The 20,347-nt window shown below is 63.0% G+C and carries 16 protein-coding genes; 8 read left to right on the top strand and 8 right to left on the bottom strand.

Annotated elements, in window-relative coordinates:
* Positions 1-12 precede the first annotated feature (12 nt).
* Positions 13-645 carry a TetR family transcriptional regulator gene (locus ACLEJU_RS01290; RefSeq protein ID WP_435422175.1) on the bottom strand — a complete coding sequence of 211 codons (633 nt, stop codon included), beginning with the start codon at positions 643-645 and terminating at the stop codon, positions 13-15.
* A gap of 254 nt (positions 646-899) precedes the next feature.
* Between ACLEJU_RS01290 and ttgA the strand changes: the two genes are divergently transcribed.
* The 6 genes from ttgA to ACLEJU_RS01260 all read left to right on the top strand — a co-directional run bounded on the left by ttgA (position 900) and on the right by ACLEJU_RS01260 (position 9,854).
* The gene (gene ttgA / locus ACLEJU_RS01285; protein ID WP_435422176.1) at positions 900-2,054 is read left to right on the top strand and encodes a toluene efflux RND transporter periplasmic adaptor subunit TtgA; all 1,155 of its coding nucleotides are present in this window, start codon (positions 900-902) and stop codon (positions 2,052-2,054) included.
* A gap of 3 nt (positions 2,055-2,057) precedes the next feature.
* Positions 2,058-5,210: a multidrug efflux RND transporter permease subunit TtgB gene (gene ttgB / locus ACLEJU_RS01280; protein WP_435422177.1), complete on the top strand. Its 3,153-nt coding sequence runs from the start codon at positions 2,058-2,060 to the stop codon at positions 5,208-5,210.
* Complete coding sequence (locus ACLEJU_RS01275) at positions 5,207-6,661, top strand: AdeC/AdeK/OprM family multidrug efflux complex outer membrane factor (RefSeq protein WP_435422178.1); 1,455 nt, start codon at positions 5,207-5,209, stop codon at positions 6,659-6,661. Before ttgB ends, ACLEJU_RS01275 begins: the two co-directional genes overlap by 4 nt.
* A 238-nt stretch (positions 6,662-6,899) precedes the next feature.
* Positions 6,900-8,156 carry an OprD family porin gene (locus ACLEJU_RS01270; RefSeq protein ID WP_435422179.1) on the top strand — a complete coding sequence of 419 codons (1,257 nt, stop codon included), beginning with the start codon at positions 6,900-6,902 and terminating at the stop codon, positions 8,154-8,156.
* 190 nt (positions 8,157-8,346) lie between these two features.
* Complete coding sequence (locus ACLEJU_RS01265) at positions 8,347-9,270, top strand: LysR family transcriptional regulator (RefSeq protein ID WP_435425442.1); 924 nt, start codon at positions 8,347-8,349, stop codon at positions 9,268-9,270.
* A 71-nt stretch (positions 9,271-9,341) separates the two neighbouring features.
* Positions 9,342-9,854 carry a DUF962 domain-containing protein gene (locus ACLEJU_RS01260; protein WP_435425443.1) on the top strand — a complete coding sequence of 171 codons (513 nt, stop codon included), beginning with the start codon at positions 9,342-9,344 and terminating at the stop codon, positions 9,852-9,854.
* Here ACLEJU_RS01260 and pcaC read toward each other — a convergent pair.
* The 7 genes from pcaC to pcaR all read right to left on the bottom strand — a co-directional run bounded on the left by pcaC (position 9,851) and on the right by pcaR (position 17,766).
* On the bottom strand, positions 9,851-10,243 hold the full coding sequence (gene pcaC / locus ACLEJU_RS01255) for a 4-carboxymuconolactone decarboxylase (RefSeq protein ID WP_085675148.1): 393 nt from the start codon (positions 10,241-10,243) through the stop codon (positions 9,851-9,853). The two genes, ACLEJU_RS01260 and pcaC, sit on opposite strands and share 4 nt — an antisense overlap.
* A 10-nt stretch (positions 10,244-10,253) precedes the next feature.
* On the bottom strand, positions 10,254-11,045 hold the full coding sequence (gene pcaD, locus ACLEJU_RS01250; RefSeq protein ID WP_435425444.1) for a 3-oxoadipate enol-lactonase: 792 nt from the start codon (positions 11,043-11,045) through the stop codon (positions 10,254-10,256).
* A gap of 11 nt (positions 11,046-11,056) precedes the next feature.
* Positions 11,057-12,409 (bottom strand): 3-carboxy-cis,cis-muconate cycloisomerase, encoded by a 1,353-nt coding sequence (locus ACLEJU_RS01245; protein WP_159409035.1) that lies wholly within the window; start codon positions 12,407-12,409, stop codon positions 11,057-11,059.
* A gap of 9 nt (positions 12,410-12,418) precedes the next feature.
* Positions 12,419-13,708: an MFS family transporter gene (locus tag ACLEJU_RS01240; protein WP_159409034.1), complete on the bottom strand. Its 1,290-nt coding sequence runs from the start codon at positions 13,706-13,708 to the stop codon at positions 12,419-12,421.
* A gap of 187 nt (positions 13,709-13,895) precedes the next feature.
* Positions 13,896-15,101, bottom strand: a complete 1,206-nt coding sequence (gene pcaF, locus ACLEJU_RS01235; RefSeq protein ID WP_178083378.1) for a 3-oxoadipyl-CoA thiolase — start codon at positions 15,099-15,101, stop codon at positions 13,896-13,898.
* Between the two features lie 153 nt (positions 15,102-15,254).
* The gene (locus ACLEJU_RS01230) at positions 15,255-16,598 is read right to left on the bottom strand and encodes an MFS transporter (RefSeq protein ID WP_435425445.1); all 1,344 of its coding nucleotides are present in this window, start codon (positions 16,596-16,598) and stop codon (positions 15,255-15,257) included.
* A 292-nt stretch (positions 16,599-16,890) separates the two neighbouring features.
* Positions 16,891-17,766, bottom strand: a complete 876-nt coding sequence (pcaR, locus tag ACLEJU_RS01225) for a pca regulon transcriptional regulator PcaR (RefSeq protein ID WP_178083375.1) — start codon at positions 17,764-17,766, stop codon at positions 16,891-16,893.
* A gap of 457 nt (positions 17,767-18,223) precedes the next feature.
* Here pcaR and ACLEJU_RS01220 point away from each other — a divergent pair, with 457 nt between their 5' ends.
* Together ACLEJU_RS01220 and ACLEJU_RS01215 are read left to right on the top strand one after the other, a co-directional pair.
* Positions 18,224-18,424 (top strand): hypothetical protein, encoded by a 201-nt coding sequence (locus tag ACLEJU_RS01220; RefSeq protein ID WP_027917930.1) that lies wholly within the window; start codon positions 18,224-18,226, stop codon positions 18,422-18,424.
* Positions 18,425-18,739: 315 nt separating this feature from the next.
* Positions 18,740-20,212: an inorganic phosphate transporter gene (locus ACLEJU_RS01215; protein WP_435425446.1), complete on the top strand. Its 1,473-nt coding sequence runs from the start codon at positions 18,740-18,742 to the stop codon at positions 20,210-20,212.
* The last annotated feature ends 135 nt before the right edge of the window (positions 20,213-20,347 follow it).

Below are 20,347 nucleotides of genomic sequence, written 5' to 3'. Positions count from 1 at the left end.
CTTAACAAAGTGTCATTTGCGTAGCGCGGGGCTCAAGCGCAGCATATCCAGCCCTGTGTCGACCCATTTTTCCGCGTCGCGCAGCAGTTCGAAGCTGTCCGGAAGCAGCAACCAGCGCCCGATCAGGCCGTCGACATAGGCGAACAAGGCGACAGAAGCGCGTCCGACATCCAGATCCGCCGGCAACTGACCACGGCGAACGGCATTGGCCAGCGCCAGGTCGATGCCCACATGGCAGTCCAGCACCGCGCCTTGGCGCTGCTGGCGAATTTCACACATGTCATCGGTGAACTCGCACTTGTGATGCAGGATTTCATTGATACGCCGGGTACGGGCGTCCAGCACCAGCTCGTTGAGCACCTGCAGCAACAGCTTGCGCATGCAGCCGAGCGGGTCCAGTTCGTCTTCGCTTTCACTGGCCCGCGCCAGGTGGTCATGGGTTTCATGCAGGCTGTCGAGCAACGCCTGCACCAGCTCCGCCTTGTTGTTGAAGTGCCAGTAGATCGCCCCCCGGGTCACGCCCGCCAGCTCGGCGATGTCGGCCAGTGTGGTTCGCGCAACCCCGCGCTTGTAGAAGGCCTTTTCCGCTGCCTCGATGATCTGGGCGCGGGTCTCCTGGGCTTCTTCTTTGGTTCGACGGACCATGGCAGTACAACCTCATCTGGGCCCGCTACGCTTCGCTCGCGGGGAATCCGCCGGGGTCACCTCTGCAGGGTGCCTCCCGGATGGGCTAATCAAGGGCCGTGGTAGTAGCCAAGTACTACCCAGCGGTATTTACAAACAACCATGAATGTAAGTATATTCCTTAGCAAGCTATTTATCCACCGGATAGTTTTTTTCTGACAAGACTCTTCCATTACTCTTGAGCGTCTCCCTGCTCTTGCGACCCGAGGATCCTCATGCAACTCAAGCCAGCCGTTACCGCTCTGGTTTCCGCCGTCGCCCTGGCAACCCTGCTAAGTGGCTGTAAGAAAGAAGAAGCCGCGCCCGCAGCGCAGGCTCCTCAGGTCGGCGTCGTGACCATCCAGCCGCAATCCTTCACCCTGACCTCGGAACTGCCAGGGCGTACCACTGCCTTCCGCGTCGCCGAAGTGCGCCCGCAGGTCAATGGCATCATCCTCAAGCGCCTGTTCAAGGAAGGCAGCGACGTCAAGGAAGGCCAGCAGCTGTACCAGATCGACCCTTCCGTGTACGAAGCCACCCTGGCCAACGCCCAGGCCAACCTGCAGGCGACCAAGTCGCTGGCCGAGCGCTACAAGCAGTTGGTCAACGAGCAGGCGGTATCGAAACAGGAATACGACGATGCCAGTGCCAAACGATTGCAGGCCGAAGCTTCGCTGAAAAGCGCACAGATTGACCTGCGTTACACCAAGGTCCTCGCCCCGATCAGCGGCCGCATCGGCCGCTCCTCGTTCACCGAAGGGGCCCTGGTGAGCAATGGCCAGACCAACGCCATGGCCACCATCCAGCAGCTCGACCCGATCTACGTCGACGTCACCCAGTCCACCGCCGAGCTGCTCAAGCTGCGCCGTGACCTGGAAAGCGGCCAACTGCAGAAGGCCGGCGAAAACGCCGCCTCGGTGCAGCTGGTGCTGGAAGACGGTAGCCTGCTGAAGCAGGAAGGCCGCCTGGAGTTCTCCGAAGTCGCGGTCGACGAGACCACCGGCTCGGTGACCCTGCGCGCGCTGTTCCCCAACCCCGATCACACCCTGCTGCCTGGCATGTTCGTGCACGCGCGGCTCAAGGCCGGGGTCAACGCCAACGCCATCTTGGCCCCGCAGCAGGGCGTGACCCGCGATCTCAAGGGCGCGCCGACCGCACTGGTGGTCAACCAGGAAAACAAGGTCGAACTGCGCCAGCTCAAGGCCAGCCGTACCCTGGGCAGTGACTGGCTGATCGAGGACGGCTTGAACCCGGGCGACCGCCTGATCACCGAAGGCCTGCAGTACGTACGCCCTGGCGTCGAGGTCAAGGTCAGCGACGCCACCAACGTCAAGAAGCCAGGCAGCCCTGATCAGGCCAACGCGGCCAAAGCAGACGCCAAAGCGGAGTAAACCATGTCGAAGTTCTTTATCGATCGCCCGATCTTCGCCTGGGTGATCGCCTTGGTGATCATGCTGGTCGGCGCCTTGTCGATCCTGAAGCTGCCGATCAACCAGTACCCGAGCATCGCGCCGCCGGCCATCGCCATCGCCGTGACCTACCCGGGCGCCTCGGCGCAGACCGTGCAGGACACCGTGGTGCAGGTCATCGAGCAGCAGCTCAACGGTATCGACAACCTGCGTTATGTGTCATCGGAAAGTAACTCCGACGGCAGCATGACCATTACCGCCACCTTCGAGCAGGGTACCAACCCTGACACCGCCCAGGTCCAGGTGCAGAACAAGCTGAACCTGGCCACCCCACTGCTGCCGCAAGAAGTGCAGCAGCAAGGTATCCGTGTCACCAAGGCAGTGAAGAACTTCCTGCTGGTGATCGGCCTGGTGTCCGAAGACGGCAGCATGACCAAGGACGACCTGGCCAACTATATCGTCTCCAACATGCAGGACCCGATTTCGCGGACTGCCGGTGTAGGTGACTTCCAGGTGTTCGGTGCGCAGTACGCCATGCGTATCTGGCTCGATCCGGCCAAGCTGAACAAGTTCCAGCTGACCCCGGTCGACGTCAAGACCGCGGTTGCCGCGCAGAACGTGCAGGTGTCCTCCGGCCAGCTCGGCGGCCTGCCCGCCATGCCTGGCACCCAGTTGAACGCCACCATCATCGGCAAGACCCGCCTGCAGACCGCCGAGCAGTTCGAGAAGATCCTGCTCAAGGTCAACAGCGACGGTTCGCAGGTGCGTCTGGGCGATGTTGCCCAAGTCGGCCTGGGCGGCGAAAACTACGCGGTCAGCGCACAGTTCAACGGCAAGCCGGCTTCCGGCCTTGCGGTAAAACTGGCCACCGGCGCCAACGCCCTGGACACCGCCAAGGCCCTGCGCAAGACCATTTCCGACCTGGAACCGTTCTTCCCGCCTGGGGTGAAAGCGGTATTCCCGTATGACACCACCCCGGTGGTCACCGAATCGATCAGTGGCGTTATTCACACCCTGATCGAAGCCGTGGTCCTGGTGTTCCTGGTGATGTATCTGTTCCTGCAGAACTTCCGCGCCACCATCATCACCACCATGACTGTCCCGGTGGTATTGCTGGGTACGTTCGGCATCCTTGCCGCCGCGGGCTTCAGCATCAACACCTTGACCATGTTCGCCATGGTCCTGGCCATCGGCTTGCTGGTGGACGACGCCATCGTCGTGGTGGAGAACGTCGAGCGGGTAATGTCCGAGGAAGGCCTGCCACCCAAGGAGGCGACCAAGCGCTCCATGGAGCAGATCCAGGGCGCCCTGGTGGGTATCGCCCTGGTGCTGTCGGCGGTACTGCTGCCCATGGCGTTCTTCGGCGGCTCCACCGGTGTGATCTATCGGCAGTTCTCCATCACCATCGTCTCGGCAATGGGCCTGTCGGTGCTGGTGGCGCTGATCTTCACACCGGCACTTTGCGCCACCATGCTCAAGCCGCTGAAGAAAGGCGAGCACCACACCGCCAAAGGTGGCTTCTTCGGCTGGTTCAACCGCAACTTCGACCGCAGCGTAAACGGTTACGAGCGTAGCGTTGGTGCGATCCTGCGCAACAAGGTGCCGTTCCTGCTGGCTTATGCGCTGATCGTGGTCGGCATGATCTGGCTGTTCGCCCGCATTCCTACCGCATTCCTGCCTGAAGAAGACCAGGGTGTATTGTTCGCCCAGGTGCAGACGCCAGCCGGCTCCAGTGCCGAGCGCACCCAGGTGGTGGTCGACCAAATGCGTGAGTATCTGCTCAAGGAAGAATCCGACACCGTAGCGTCGGTGTTCACCGTCAACGGCTTCAACTTCGCCGGCCGTGGCCAGAGCTCCGGTATGGCATTCATCATGCTCAAGCCGTGGGGTGAGCGTTCGGCCGAGAACAGCGTGTTCAACCTCGCCCAGCGCGCCCAGCAACACTTCTTCACCTTCCGCGATGCGATGGTGTTCGCCTTCGCCCCGCCTGCGGTACTGGAGCTGGGTAACGCCACCGGCTTCGACGTGTTCCTGCAGGACCGCGGCGGTGTCGGCCATGCCAAGCTGATGGAAGCGCGCAACCAGTTCCTGGCCAAGGCCGCGCAAAGCAAGATCCTCAGCGCCGTGCGCCCGAACGGCCTGAATGATGAACCGCAGTACCAGCTGACCATCGATGACGAACGTGCCAGCGCCCTGGGCGTGACCATCGCCGACATCAACAACACCCTGTCGATTGCCTTGGGTGCCAGCTACGTCAACGACTTCATCGACCGTGGCCGGGTCAAGAAGGTGTACATCCAGGGTGAACCCAACTCGCGGATGAGCCCGGAAGACCTGCAGAAGTGGTACGTGCGCAACGGCGCCGGCGAGATGGTGCCGTTCTCCTCCTTCGCCAAGGGCGAATGGACCTACGGTTCGCCGAAGCTGTCGCGTTACAACGGCGTCGAAGCGATGGAAATCCTCGGTGCCCCGGCGCCGGGCTACAGTACCGGTGAAGCCATGGCCGAAGTCGAGCGCATTGCCGGCGAACTGCCAGCCGGTGTCGGCTTCTCCTGGACCGGCATGTCCTACGAGGAAAAACTCTCCGGCTCGCAGATGCCGGCGCTGTTCGCCCTCTCGGTACTGTTCGTGTTCCTCTGCCTGGCAGCGCTGTACGAAAGCTGGTCGATCCCGATCGCCGTCGTACTGGTCGTACCGCTGGGTATCATCGGGGCACTGATCGCCACCAGCCTGCGCGGGTTGTCCAACGACGTGTACTTCCTGGTCGGCCTGTTGACCACCATCGGCCTGGCGGCGAAGAACGCGATCCTGATCGTCGAATTCGCCAAGGAGCTGCACGAACAGGGCCGCAGCCTGTACGACTCGGCCATCGAAGCCTGCCGCATGCGTCTGCGCCCGATCATCATGACCTCGCTGGCGTTCATTCTCGGCGTGGTACCGTTGACCATCGCCAGCGGCGCTGGCGCCGGTAGCCAGCATGCCATCGGCACCGGTGTGATTGGCGGCATGATCAGTGCGACTGTGTTGGCAATCTTCTGGGTACCGCTATTCTTCGTCGCAGTGTCGTCGCTGTTCGGCAGCAAAGAGCCGGAAAAAGACGCCACCCCTGAAACTCCACGTTATGAGGCTGGGCAATGACCAAGTCTTTGTTGTCCCTGGCGGTAACCGCTTTCATTCTCGGCGGCTGCTCGCTGATCCCTGACTACCAGACCCCGGAATCGCCGGTGGCCGCGCAGTGGCCGCAAGGCCCTGCGTACTCGCCGACCCAGTCGGCCGACGTGGCCGCCGCCGAACAGGGCTGGCGCCAGTTCTTCCATGACCCGGCCCTGCAGCAGCTGATCCAGACCTCGCTGGTGAACAACCGTGACCTGCGTGTGGCGGCGTTGAACATCGACGCCTACCGCGCACAGTACCGCATCCAGCGTGCCGACCTGTTCCCGGCAGTCTCGGCCACCGGCAGCGGCAGCCGCCAGCGCGTGCCGGCGAACATGTCGACCACTGGTGAATCCAACATCACCAGCCAGTACTCCGCTACCCTGGGCGTCAGCGCCTATGAGCTGGACCTGTTCGGCCGCGTCCGCAGCCTGACCGAGCAGGCCCTGGAAACCTACCTGTCCAGTGAGCAGGCGCGCCGCTCCACGCAGATCGCCCTGGTGGCCAGCGTGGCCAACGCCTATTACACCTGGCAGGCCGACCAGGCGCTGTTCAAACTGACCGAAGAGACGCTCAAGACCTACGAGGAAAGCTACAACCTGACCCGTCGCAGCAACGAAGTCGGTGTGGCTTCGGCGCTCGACGTCAGCCAGTCGCGCACCGCCGTGGAAGGCGCTCGGGTCAAGTACTCGCAGTACCAGCGCCTGGTCGCCCAGGACGTCAACAGCCTGACCGTGCTGCTGGGTACCGGCATTCCGGCCGACCTGGCCAAGCCGCTGGAGCTCAATGCCGACCAGCTGGCCGAAGTGCCGGCCGGCCTGCCGTCCGACATCCTCCAGCGTCGCCCGGACATCCAGGAAGCCGAACACCTGCTCAAGGCCGCCAATGCCAACATCGGTGCAGCCCGCGCAGCGTTCTTCCCGAGCATCAGCCTGACCGCCAACGCTGGCAGCCTGAGCCCCGACATGGGCCACCTGTTCGCCGGCGGCCAGGGCACCTGGCTGTTCCAGCCGCAGATCAACCTGCCGATCTTCAACGCTGGCAGCCTGAAGGCCAGCCTGGACTACTCGAAGATCCAGAAGGACATCAACGTCGCCAAGTACGAAAAGACCATCCAGACCGCCTTCCAGGAAGTCTCCGATGGCCTCGCGGCGCGCAAGACCTTCGAAGAGCAGCTGCAGGCGCAACGCGACCTGGTGCAAGCGAACCAGGACTACTACCGCCTGGCCGAACGCCGCTACCGCATCGGTATCGACAGCAACCTGACCTTCCTCGATGCCCAGCGCAACCTGTTCAGCGCCCAGCAATCGCTGATCACCGATCGTCTTTCGCAGCTGACCAGCGAGGTCAACCTGTACAAGGCGCTCGGCGGTGGCTGGTACGAGCAGTCGGGCCAGGCCAACCAGCAGGCTTCGGTGGCCACACCGAAGAGCTGATCGACCGGCAACAGCCTCAAGCCCAGCCTCGTGCTGGGCTTTCTATTGAGCAAAATTAACCAGACGGAACATAGCGTTCGATTATCGCCCAATACCGTTTGCGGCGAATTGCCTCACCCCCGCCCTGCCCAGCACCATTCCCTACGCAACGCTTCGCAAGTTCATCAAAAGACCCGCGCCTGCAGGCCGCATCCTGTAGCGCAGCGGTTCGCCCATAAAAACAAGAGATTTACGACAGATGAGCACTTCGCAACCCGCACGCCAGCTGCTGCCCGGCCTGTTGGCCATTTCCTGCGCCCTGCCTGTATGCGCCGCCGACAATGGCGGGTTCATGGAGGACGCCAAGGCCAGCCTCAACCTGCGCAACTTCTACATCAACCGCAACTTCGTCGACCCGGCCTACCCGCAGGGCAAGGGCGAAGAATGGACCCAGAGCTTCATCCTCGATGCCCGCTCCGGTTTCACCCAAGGCACTGTCGGCTTCGGCGTGGACGTGCTGGGCCTGTATTCGATCAAGCTCGATGGCGGTAAAGGTACCGCCAACACCCAACTATTACCGGTGCATGACGACGGCCGCCCCGCCGACGACTTCGGCCGCCTGGGCGTGGCATTGAAAGCCAAGCTGTCCGAGACCGAGCTGAAGGTCGGTGAATGGATGCCGGTGTTGCCGATCCTGCGCTCGGACGACGGCCGCTCGCTGCCGCAGACGTTCCGGGGTGGCCAAGTCACCTCGAAAGAGATCGAAGGCCTGACCCTGTATGCCGGCCAATTCCGCGGCAACAGCCCGCGCAACGACGCCAGCATGGAAGACATGTCGCTCAACGGCCGCGCGGCCTTCACCTCCGACCGCTTCAACTTCGGCGGCGGTGAATATACCTTCAACGACAAGCGCACCATGATTGGCCTGTGGGACGCCCAGCTCAAGGACATCTACCGCCAGCAGTACCTCAACCTGGTGCACAGCCAGCCGTTGGGCGAATGGACCCTGGGCGCCAACCTGGGCTACTTCTGGGGCAAGGAAGATGGCGCGGAACGCGCCGGCCAGCTGGACAACCGCACGGCATCGGCGATGCTGTCGGCGCGCTACAAGGGCAACACCTTCTACGTCGGCCTGCAGAAGGTCAGCGGCGACGATGCCTGGATGCGGGTCAACGGCACCAGTGGCGGGACCCTGGCCAACGACAGCTACAACTCGAGCTTCGACAACGCCAAGGAACGCTCCTGGCAGGTCCGCCACGACTTCAACTTCGTCAGCGTCGGCATTCCTGGCCTGACCCTGATGAACCGCTACATCAAGGGCGACAACGTCACCGCCGGCGGCGTGACCGACGGCAAGGAATGGGCGCGGGAAAGCGAGCTGGCCTATGTGATCCAGTCCGGCACTTTCAAGGACCTTTCGGTAAAGTGGCGCAACTCCACCATGCGCCGGGATTACAGCACCAACTCGTTCGATGAGAACCGGTTGATCGTGAGCTATCCGCTGAATCTCCTCTAGATCCACCGGCCTCTTCGCGGCTAAAGCCGCTCCCACAGGTACTGCGCCAGACCTGTGGGAGCGGCTTTAGCCGCGAAGAGGCCAACTCCCTTTTAAATAATCAAAAGACATAACCAAATCAATAAACCTTCTTTGACGACATATGAAGTAACCGCTTAAATCGAGCCCTGTTCCACCGCAGAGCCTCGACATGGATCTTCGCCAACTGCGCTACTTCATCGCCCTCACCGAATACCGCAGTTTCGTCCGCGCCGCCGAAGCCATGGGCATCACCCAACCCGCCTTCAGCCGGGCCATCCAAGGCCTCGAACACACCTTCGGTTGCCCCCTGGTCGACCGCGCCAGCAAGGCCCTGCCCCCTACCCCCGAGGGCCTGGTGGTGCTGCAGCACGCCCGCCGCCTGGTACAAGGCGCCACCCAGCTGAGCAACGAAGTGCTGCAGATGACCAAGCTCGACGCTGGCGAACTGCATTTCGGCAGCGGCCCGGCCTTGGCCGTGCGCCTGGTCCCGCAAGCGCTGCAACATTTCATCGCCAGCCACCCCGGCATCCGCACGGCACTGGTGGTGGACAATGCCGAGCGCCTGGGCCAGGCCCTGCGCCGCGAGCAGATCGAATTCTTCGTTGACGACATCCGCCCCTTCGAGGCCGACCCCAACTTCCACACCGAACCGCTCACGCCGCGCCCCGGGCTGTTCTTCTGCCGCCCCGGCCACCCGCTGCTGGCCAAGGACAGCCTGTCGACCAACGACCTGTTCGCCTACCCCTTGGCCAGTGCCCGGCTCGCACCCGGCGTGCGCAAGCGCCTGGCCAACCTGAGCGGGCGCAACGACTTCATCCCGCACCTGCAGACCGAGCATCTGGCGGTATTGCGTAGCGTGGTGCTGGCCAGCGATGCCGTGGGCACGGCCAGCGAAGAAGCCGTGGCTGAAGACCTTGCCAGCGGGCACCTGGTGCGCCTGCACTGGCGCAACCTGCCACCGGCACTGGAGGTCCTGAGCGTGAGGTGCGGGGTGGTCAGCCGCAGCGGCTACCGCTTGTCACCGGCGGCACGGGCAATGATCGAAACCCTGGTGGGGTTGGATGCACCAATGCGCGCTGCTGCCATTCGCTGAACTGATGATGGTGGTGACCGCGGGCTATTCTTAGCTATATCGAGACATCGGCCACCCAGGGAGGAACAACAATGAAAAACCTCGTCGAACACCTGAGCCAATACGCCAACTACCACCGCGACCCACGCAACATTGCCACCCACTTCGTCGGCATTCCGCTGATCGTCGTCGCCGTCACGGTGCTGCTGTCGCGCCCCGGCTGGGACCTGGCCGGCATCTGGCTATCCCCCGCCCTGTTCGCCGCAGCCGCTGCCGTGCGGTTCTACCTGCGCCTGGACCTGCGCTTCGGCCTGGTCATGGGCCTGCTGCTGGGCCTGTGCCTGTGGATCGGCCAGGCACTGGCCACGCAATCCACCGGCCTGTGGCTCAGCGCCGGCCTGGGTGCGTTCGTGGTGGGTTGGATCATCCAGTTCGTCGGGCATCATTACGAAGGCCGCAAGCCGGCGTTCGTCGACGATATCAGCGGGCTGATCATCGGCCCGCTGTTCGTGGTGGCTGAAGCGGCATTCATGTTGGGCCTGTGCCCGGCACTGAAACAGGCCGTGGAAGCCAATGCCGGGCCGGTGGCCGTGCGCGGGGTTTAACCCCGCGACTCTACGCCCAGCTCATCCCACACGGACTCGGCCATGTGGAAGGTGGCATTGGCTGCCGGGATGCCGCAGTAGATCGCGCTCTGCATCAGCACTTCCTTGATCTCGTCGCGGGTCACGCCGTTGTTGGCTGCCGCACGCAGGTGCAGCTTGAGCTCGTCGTTGCGGTTCATGCCGATCAGCATGGCGATGGTGATCAGGCTGCGGGTGTGACGCGGCAGGCCTGGGCGGGTCCAGATGTCGCCCCAAGCATGGCGGGTGATCATTTCCTGGAACTCGCCGTTGAAGTCGTTGAGCTTCTCCAGGCTGCGGTCCACGTGGGCATCGCCCAGCACTGCGCGGCGAACCTGCATGCCAGCGTCGTAACGTTGTTTCTCATCCATGGCCAATTCCTCAGCGAGCCAGCAGGAAGTCGAGCACGCGGCGGCTGAATGCCTCGCCAATCTCGACGTTGGACAGGTGCGCCGCCGGGAACTCGGCGTAGGTGGCACCGATGATGCCGGCCTGCATGAAGCGGCCATGCTCAGGCGTGGTGACCACGTCTTCGGTGCCCGCAACGATCAGCGTCGCCACCTGGATACGGCCCAATTGCTCACGGAAGTCGGCGTCACGCACGGCCGCGCAGTTGGCGGCATACCCTTGCGGGCTGGTTTGCGCCAGCATCTGGCAGATGCGCTGCGCCTCTTGCGGCTGCTGCTCGGCAAACGCCGGGGTGAACCAGCGGGCGATGGAGGCATCGCGCAGGTCGACCATGGCTTGCTGGCCGCCCTTGAGCACGGTGTCGATACGGGTGTTCCACACTTCGTCGTTGGCGATCTTGGCTGCGGTGTTGCACAGGGTCAGGCTGTGCAGGCGCGCCCCGGCATGGATGCCCAGCCACTGGCCGATCAAGCCGCCCATCGACAGGCCGACAAAGTGCGCATGCTGAATGTCCAGCGCGTCGAGCAGTGCCAGTACATCCTGGCCCAGTTGCTCGATGCTGTAAGGGCCATCACTGACCAGCGAAGCGCCATGGCCACGGGTGTCGTAGCGCAGCACGCGGAAATGTTCGCTCCACAGCGGAATCTGGCTGTCCCACATGCCCAGGTCGGTACCCAGCGAGTTGGACAGGACCAGCACCGGCGCATCGGCCGGGCCGTCGAGTTGGTAGTTCAGTACGCCATCGGCCAGTTGCAAGTGCGCCACAGCGGTCTCCTTCAGGCAGTCAAACGTTGATGTTCAGCCACGGCGCGCGCCACCCAGACGCGGGCCTGGCCGAGGTAATGAGCAGGGTCGAGCAGGCGGTCGAGTTCTTCCGCACTCAGCTCGGCACTGACCTGCGGCTCGTCACCCAGCACGGCGCGCAAATGGCGCTGTTCGGCCACGGCTCGCTGGCAGCATTGCTCCAGCAAGTGGTGGGCACGGTCACGACCCAGGCGCTGGGCGAGCACGATGCTGACTGCTTCGGCCAGCACCAGGCCTTGTGTCAGGTCGAGGTTGCGGCGCATGCGCTCGGCATCCACTTCCATGCCTTCGGCGATCACTTGGGCCTGGCGCAGGGCGCCAGAGACCAGGCAGCAGATGTCCGGCAAGGTTTCCCATTCGGCATGCCACAGGCCGAGGCTGCGCTCATGCTCCTGGGGCATGGCGGCGAACAGCGTCGAAAGCAGGCCCGGCACGCGGGTCGCGGCGCCAATCAGCACCGCAGCACCGACCGGATTGCGCTTGTGCGGCATGGTAGAGGAACCGCCCTTGCCCGGCGCGGAAGGCTCGAACACCTCACCGGCTTCGGTCTGCATCAGCAGGCTGACATCACGGCCGAACTTGCCCAGGCTGCCGGCAACCAGGCCCAGCACCGAGGCGAACTCCACCAGGCGATCACGCTGGGTGTGCCAAGGCTGCTCGGGCAAGGTCAGCTTGAGTTGTTCGGCCAGCGCCTCAGCCACCGGCATGGCTTTGCTACCCAAGGCCGCGAGGCTCCCGGAGGCACCGCCGAACTGCAGCACCAGCAGACGCGGGCGCAGTTCCTGCAGGCGCTGGCGATGGCGGGTCAAGGCACCGAGCACACCCGCCAGCTTCATGCCCAAGGTCACTGGCGTGGCATGTTGTAGCCAGGTGCGGCCAACCAGCGGTGTGTCGGCATGCTGCAGGGCTTGGCGTGCCAAAGTCTCGGCCAGCTTGCCGAGATCGGCTTCGATCAGCGCCAGTGCATCGCGCAACTGCAACACCAGCCCGGTATCCATCGCATCCTGGCTGGTGGCGCCCAAGTGCACGTAGCGCTCGGCTTCGGGCACACCACTGGCGATTACCTTGCCCAGCGCCTTGACCAGCGGGATCGCCGAGTTGCCGGCGGTGGCGATGGCATCGGCCAGCGCCCGCACGTCATAGCGCTCGGCCTGGCAGGCCGCCTCGATGGCCGCCACGGCACTGTGCGGCACCAGGCCGGCAGCAGCCTCGGCACGGGCCAGCGCGGCCTCGAAGTCGAGCATGCCCTGCAGGCGGCCACGGTCGGAGAACACGTCGCGCATGGCCGGCGCGGTGAAGTAGGCGTCGAACAGTTGGTTGCTCATGCAACGTCCTTAATCATCGTGGTGCAGGTATTCCGCCTGCTTCGGCAGGCGCAGGCTGAACAGGAAGGCAATCGCCATCATGGCCGTCACATACCAGTAGAAGGTGTTTTCCATACCCATGGTCTTCAGCCCCAGGGCCACATACTCGGCCGAGCCACCAAACGCTGCGTTGGCCACTGCATAAGCCAGGCCCACGCCCAGCGCACGGACCTGCGGCGGGAACATTTCGGCTTTCACCAGGCCACTGATCGAGGTGTAGAAACTGACGATGCACAGGGCCAGGGTGATCAGCACGAAAGCCATGAACGGGCTGCTCACGGTCTTCAGCGCCATCAGCAGCGGTACGGTAAAGATCGTGCCCAGCGCACCAAACAGCAGCATCGAGTTACGCCGGCCGATGCGGTCGGAGAGCATGCCGAAGAACGGCTGCATCACCATGTACAGGAACAGTGCGCCGGTCATCACGAAACTGGCGGTCTTCGCAGGCATGCCTGCCGTGTTGACCAGGTACTTCTGCATGTAGGTGGTGAAGGTGTAGAAGATCAGTGAGCCACCGGCGGTGTAGCCCAGCACGGTAATGAACGCTGCGGTGTGGTTGCGAAACAGCCCCTTGATGGTGCCGGCGTCCTTGTCCTTGCGGGTTTCGGCGCTGCTGGTCTCGTGCAGCGAGCGGCGCAGCATCAGCGAGATCAGCGCGGCGATGGCGCCGACCACGAACGGAATGCGCCAGCCCCAGGCACGCAGCTCTTCCTCGGTCAGCAGTTGTTGCATGATCACCACCACCAGCACCGCCAGCAACTGGCCGCCGATCAGGGTCACGTACTGGAACGATGCGAAGAAGCCGCGCTGACCGCGCAGGGCCACTTCACTCATGTAGGTCGCCGTGGTGCCATACTCGCCCCCCACCGACAGGCCCTGGATCAGCCGCGCGAGCAACAGCAGCGCCGGCGCCCAGGCACCGATGCTCGAATAGGTCGGCAGACAGGCGATCATCAGCGAGCCGAAGCACATCATCAGCACCGAGATCATCAGGGAATTCTTGCGGCCATGGCGGTCGGCCAGGCGACCGAAGATCCAGCCACCGATCGGGCGCATCAGGAAGCCCGCAGCAAATACGCCGGCAGTGTTGAGCAGCTGCACGGTAGGGTCGTCGGAGGGGAAGAAGGACGCAGCGAAGTAGATCGCGCTAAAGGCATAGACGTAGAAGTCGAACCATTCCACCAGGTTGCCCGAAGAGGCACCGACGATGGCGAAGATGCGCTTACTGCGCTCTTCACCGGTGTAATAGGTTGAGGTCATGACGGTTTTACTCCTGGAGGGGTCCTAGGTAAGTCTAGACATACCTAGTAACACACTCGTTCCGCTTACAGACTGGCAATTGGCCTTGTGTCGTAAGTGCCGGCCTCTTCGCGGGGCAAGCCCGCTCCTACAGGGCAGCGTGGTTCCCTGTAGGAGCGGGCTTGCCCCGCGAAGAGACCGGTACAGGTCAAACCCGCTCGATGGCCAACGCCAGGCCCTGCCCAACGCCCACACACATGGTCGCCAGGCCCTTGCGCCCCCCGCTCTTCTCCAATTGGTGCAGCGCAGTCAACACCAGGCGCGCGCCGCTCATGCCCAGCGGGTGGCCCAGGGCGATCGCGCCGCCGTTGGGGTTCACCTGCGGCGCATCGTCGGCCACACCCAGCTCACGCAGCACAGCCAGGCCTTGGCTGGCGAAGGCTTCGTTGAGCTCGATCACATCGAAATCATTCACTGCCACACCCAGGCGCTCGGTCAGCTTGCGCACCGCTGGCACCGGGCCGATGCCCATGACACGCGGGGCAACACCGGCACTGGCCATGCCCAGTACGCGGGCACGTGGGGTCAGGCCGTGTTTCTTCACCGCCTCGGCCGAAGCCAGGATCAGTGCCGCGGCGCCATCGTTGACGCCCGAGGCGTTGCCTGCGGTGACGGTCTTGTCCGGGCCGTTGACCGGCTTGAGCTTGGTCAACGCTTCGAGGGTGGTCTCAGGACGCAGGTGTTCGTCACGCTCGACGATGGTTTCGCCCTTCTTGTGAGCGATACGCACGGGCACGATCTCTTCGGCGAAGAAACCGGCAGCCTGGGCCGCTGCAGCCTTCTGCTGGCTGCGCAGGGCGAAGGCGTCCTGATCAGCGCGCGATACCTTGTAATCATCAGCCACGTTGTCGGCGGTTTCCGGCATGGCGTCGACGCCGTACTGGCTCTTCATCAACGGGTTGATGAAACGCCAGCCGATGGTGGTGTCTTCCAGCTTCATATTGCGCGAGTAGCCGCTTTCGGCCTTGCCCATGACGAACGGCGCACGCGACATCGACTCGACGCCGCCGGCAATCACAAACTCCATCTCACCGCTGGCAATGGCGCGGAAGGCAGTGCCGATGGCATCCATGCCCGAGGCGCACAGGCGGTTCAAGGTCACACCCGGGACACTCTCTGGCAGGCCAGCCAGCAGCAGCGCCATGCGCGCGACGTTGCGGTTGTCTTCACCGGCCTGGTTGGCGCAGCCGAAGAACACTTCGTCGAGCTGGTCCCACTGTACCGACGGGTTGCGTTCGATCAGCGCCTTCAGCGGAACGGCTGCCAGGTCGTCGGCACGCACGCCGGCCAGGGCGCCGCCGAAGCGGCCGATCGGGGTGCGGATGGCGTCACAGATAAATACTTCACGCATCAGGCTTCTCCTGCCAGGGGTGCTACGTTGGGCCCAGATTAAGGAGACTGAGGGGTCGCTTACAATTCGATAATCGACTAAATGTGCGGTTATCGAACAAAATGTTGCCCTGCTATCCATCTCCGATGACGGGGCCGCAATGCGGCCCCCGACTGATCAGGTCGCGTCGGCGTGGCTCACCAGCCCCTTGACGATCACGCCCACCGTCGCCAGCGCCGCGGGCACCAGCAATGCAGTCAGTACCTGCTCGAAGTTCCAGCCCAGGCCCAACAACGTTGCACCGCTCCAGGCCCCGAGGATCGCGCCGAAGCGGCCGATGCCCAGCATCCACGATACGCCTGTGGCGCGACCTTGGGTCGGGTAGAAGCGTGCGGCCAGCGATGGCATGGCCGACTGTGCACCGTTGACACACATGCCGGCCACCAGCACCAGGGTGGCGAGCACGGTGATGTTGCCCAGGCTCTGGCCCACGGCGTAGGCAAACACCCCGGCCAGCAGGTAGAAGATGCCAATGACCTTGTGCGGGTTGAAGCGGTCCATGGCCCAGCCTACCCCTACGGCGCTGAGCACACCGCCGAACTGGAACAGCGCGCCGATGAACGCGGCCTGTTCCATGCTGGCGCCGCTGTCGCGCATCAGCGTCGGCAGCCAGCTGGTCAGCAGGTAGACGATCACCAGGCCCATGAAGTAGGTCAGCCATAGCAGCACCGTGCCCAGGCCGTAGGTACCCGAGAAGATCACCGCAAACACGTTGCGCGCAGCCACGGCCTTCTGCTCCGGTACGCTGAAGCTGGCCGCCTGTGCCACCACCGCCGGCGCGATCGGTGACAAGGTCTTGCGCACCTTGTCGTTACCGCGGTTGCGCACCACCAGGAAGCGCGCTGACTCAGGCAGCCAGACCATCAGCACCACAGCCAGCAGCAACGGCAGCACGCCACCGATCACCAACAGGCTGTGCCAGCCATAGGCCGGGATCATCTTCGCGGAGATGAATCCACCACCGGCCATGCCCAGGTTGAAGCCGCAGAACATGCTGGTCACCAGCAGCGACTTGAGGCGCTCCGGGGTATATTCGGACAGCAGCGTGGTGGCATTGGGCATCCCCGCCCCCAGCCCCAGGCCGGTCAGGAAGCGCAGCACCAGCAGCTGGTCGACGTTGCCTGCATAGGCCGAAGCCAGGCTGAAACCACCGAACACCAGCACCGCCCCGACCAGCACGCCCTTGCGCCCGAAGCGGTCGGCCAACGGCCCGGAGCCCAGGGCACCGAACACCATGCCGATTAACGCGGCACTCATCACCGGGCCGAGGCTGGCACGGTCGATGCCCCACTCCTGCGACAAGGCAGGCGCGATAAAGCCCATGGCTGCGGTATCGAGGCCATCGAGGAAAACGATCAGGAAGCAGAGGATCACCACGCGCCACTGATAGCGCGACAACGGTTGTTCATTGATGAACGACTGGACGTCGAGATTACTCCCGACAGCGTGAGGTTGGTTCATTGTTGTTATCCAGAAAGGGGGCACGGTCGGGCCACTGCACTTGGGTCAAGAGCACAGGGCTTGAATATCGAATAAGTGCGGCCTGAATCAGCCTGGATACAACGGTACTGCGAACGGGTGCGGCCGCGGCAGTCGAGTGACAGTGGTCATGGGATGCGCCTCTTATGTTTTTCTTGTATCGGTCGGCAGAGCCGACCGTTGCGAGAGACATTAATCAGCGATGGCGGGAGGCGCAATTGACCCGGAGCGACACTGTGCGTTTATCGAACAGGAAACAGTGTCGCTAATACCGTCAACCGAACAGCTGGTGACAAAGGTCGCGGCTGGCCGCCAGCAAAATCGGCAGGAAGCGCTGCTCAAGCTCGCTGCGCGTCACCCGCCCGACATGGGTGCTCACGTTCAGCGCCGCCAGCACCTGCCCGGACGCATCATAGATAGGCACGGCAATCGAGCGCAGCCCCTGCTCCAGCTCCTGATCGACCACACACCAGCCCTGCTCCCGCACCTGCTGGATGCAGGCGAACAACGACTCGGGGTCATTCAGGGTACGGCTGGTGCGCGCCTTGAGGTCGGCGCGGTCGAGGTATTCGCGCAGGCTGGTGTCATCCATTGCCGCCAGCAGGATGCGCCCCATGGACGTGCAATAGGCCGGCAACCGCCCACCAACCGAAAGGTCGACCGAAATCAGCCGCTCCACCGTGGCCGAACGGGCTATATAAAGAATATCGTCGCCTTCGAGGGTGGCCATGTTGGCAGCCTCGTGCAATTGGTCGCTGATGCGGTCCAGATAGGGCTGGGCCGACACCGCCAGCGGCGTCGACGACAGGTAGGCATGGCCCAGGGTCAGCACTTTCGGCAACAGCGAATAGGTACGCCCGTCGGTGGTGGCGTACCCCAGCTTGATCAGCGTGTGCAGGCAGCGGCGCACGGCGGCCCTGGGGATTTCGGTGCGATGGCTGATCTGGGCGATGGTCAGGTGGCGCTTGCGCTCCTGGAAGGCCTGGATCACCGCCAGGCCACGCGCCAGGGAGGTCATGAAGTCAGGGTCACCGGTAAACGCCTGAATGCGCTTGGCCGGCGAGGCCACGATCGGCGGTGCCAGAGCGGGTGCGCTCGGGCGTATCGCCTCTGGGTTGGCAGATTCGTTGGCCGTGCTTTCGTCGTTCATCGCTCACCTCAAAAAAATCGCTGGCTCGTGCGATTATCGAACGAACGGCCGATAATCGCAATTGACCGCCGACAAATTTACTTATACCTTTCTCCTGCCACATGTGGCTTCTTTGGAGAGACTGGTCAGGTACCCACCGTAGAAGTCCCCAGGCAACGGCCTCGCCTCGTGCGGGGCCGTTTTATTTCCGCCTTGCGGAAAAAGACGGTGAACTCTTCCAGGTGCTGTTTGCTCAAAGTTTGTACAGGCCACCTGTGGCCTTGAAACTTTGCACGCTATTACATAAATATCCCTGTTTGGCGATTTACCGATTGCTATAATCGATTCCGCTGGCCCGGATCGACACTCCGGCAATGGAGTACTGGCCCGGCTTTCATCCGCCAACCAGCACGTCGTGTGCATGGGCAACTTGGACCTGCATGCAACATCAGCCACTTTTACTCATTCAGGTATTACTGTGACGAAAGATGAACTGCGCGCGGAACTCGAGCGCCAGGCAGAACGTTACAAGGAAGTTTACGGTGGTGAAGTCACCACCTATGCCGCGCAACCGGAACCGGAACGCAAGCCTTGGCGCAAACGCGCCACCGTTCAGGACCAGGCCTTCAGCCAGGAACTGGAAAAAATGGAAAAGGAACTGCGCAGCGAGCAGCCCTGAGCTGCCTGTTGCTCTGCCAGCACGTCGCGGGCTTGGCGCCCTCGACGCGGCCGATCTTTACCGAAAAGCCGAGGATGAAATGGAATTACACAAATTTCATACAACCGTTTGAAGCGTCAATGCGCCAAGATTTTTCCAGAAATTTAACGAATTTTTGGCGATTTCTTGATTTTTAACGGAACTTTTTCCGCCAGATCACGTCACCTACTGGGCTGAGAGGGCGCTCACAAAGCTGCCATCGGTCAGCAGTGGGTGCATCGATTGCCAAGGTTTTCTGGCATAATCCCGCCCCCCTATGACCGCCAGACAACCTTCATGATCGATTTATTCAGCGGACTGGATGCCTGGGTATTGGTGAGCCTGCTGCTCGCCCTGACCTTCGTGCTCGCATTCGAGTTCATCAATGGCTTTCATGACACCGCAAACGCGGTAGCCACCGTCATCTATACCAAAGCCATGCCACCACACCTGGCCGTGTTCTTCTCCGGGGTGTTCAACTTCCTCGGCGTTCTGCTCGGTGGTGTCGGGGTGGCCTACGCCATCGTGCACCTGCTGCCGGTCGAGCTGCTGATCAATGTGAATACCGGGCATGGCCTGGCCATGGTCTTCTCGTTGCTGGCTGCTGCCATCACCTGGAACCTCGGTACCTGGTACTTCGGCATCCCCGCTTCCAGCTCGCACACCCTCATCGGCTCGATCCTCGGCGTGGGCCTGGCCAACGCTTTGATCAACGACATTCCGCTGGGCGATGGCGTCAACTGGCAGAAGGCGATCGACATCGCCATGTCGCTGGTGGTCTCGCCAATTGCCGGCTTCGCTGTCGCCGCACTGGTGCTGGTCGGCCTGAAATGGTGGCGCCCGCTGTCGAAGATGCACAAGACCCCGGACCAGCGCCGCAAGCTCGACGACAAAAAGCACCCACCGTTCTGGAACCGCCTGGTCCTGGTGATCTCGGCCATGGGCGTGAGCTTCGTGCACGGCTCCAACGATGGCCAGAAAGGCATCGGCCTGATCATGCTGGTGCTGATCGGTATCGTCCCGGCCAAGTTCGTCCTCGACCTGAACAGCACCACCTACCAGATCGAGCGCACCCGCGACGCCACCCTGCACATGAGCCAGTTCTACCAGCGCAACGCCGCCACCCTGGGCGAGTTCCTGGCACTGGGCAAGGCCAAGTCGACCGACCTGCCGGAGCAGTTCAGCTGCAACCCGCAGCAGACCGAACCGACCATCGCCGCCCTGCAGTCCTCGCTGCAAGGCGTGACCGACTACCACGCGCTGGATGCCGAGAAGCGTGTCGAAGTGCGCCGCTACCTGTTGTGCCTGGACGACACCGCGAAGAAGGTCGGCAAGCTGCCTGGCCTGGAGGCCCGTGAAAAGGCCGACCTCGAGAAGCTGCGCAAGGACCTGACCGCCACCACTGAATACGCCCCGTTCTGGGTGATCGTGGCCGTCGCCCTGGCCTTGGGCCTGGGCACCATGGTCGGCTGGAAGCGTGTGGTGCTGACCGTCGGCGAGAAGATCGGCAAGCAAGGCATGACCTATGCCCAGGGCATGTCGGCGCAGATCACCGCAGCCTGCGCTATCGGCATGGCCAACGTGTTCGCCCTGCCGGTGTCGACCACCCACGTGCTGTCGTCCGGCGTTGCCGGCACCATGGTCGCCAACAAGAGCGGCCTGCAAGGCGGCACTGTGAAGACCATCCTGCTGGCCTGGGTACTGACCCTGCCGGCCTCGATGGGCTTGGCGGCCGGCCTGTTCTGGCTGGCGTCCAAGGCACTGGCCTGAGCGATTCCGCTGCACTGAAAAAGGCGCCCCAGGGCGCCTTTTTCATGGGTATCGTCAACACAGACGCAGTCTTTGTAGGAGCGGCCTTGCGTCGCGAAAGGGGCGCGTAGCGGCCCCAGGATCCATGCAACAGCA

The organism is Pseudomonas sp. SMN11 (genome assembly GCF_052041945.1).
GTDB lineage: Bacteria > Pseudomonadota > Gammaproteobacteria > Pseudomonadales > Pseudomonadaceae > Aquipseudomonas.
This window is presented reverse-complemented; position numbering and strand designations above follow the sequence as displayed.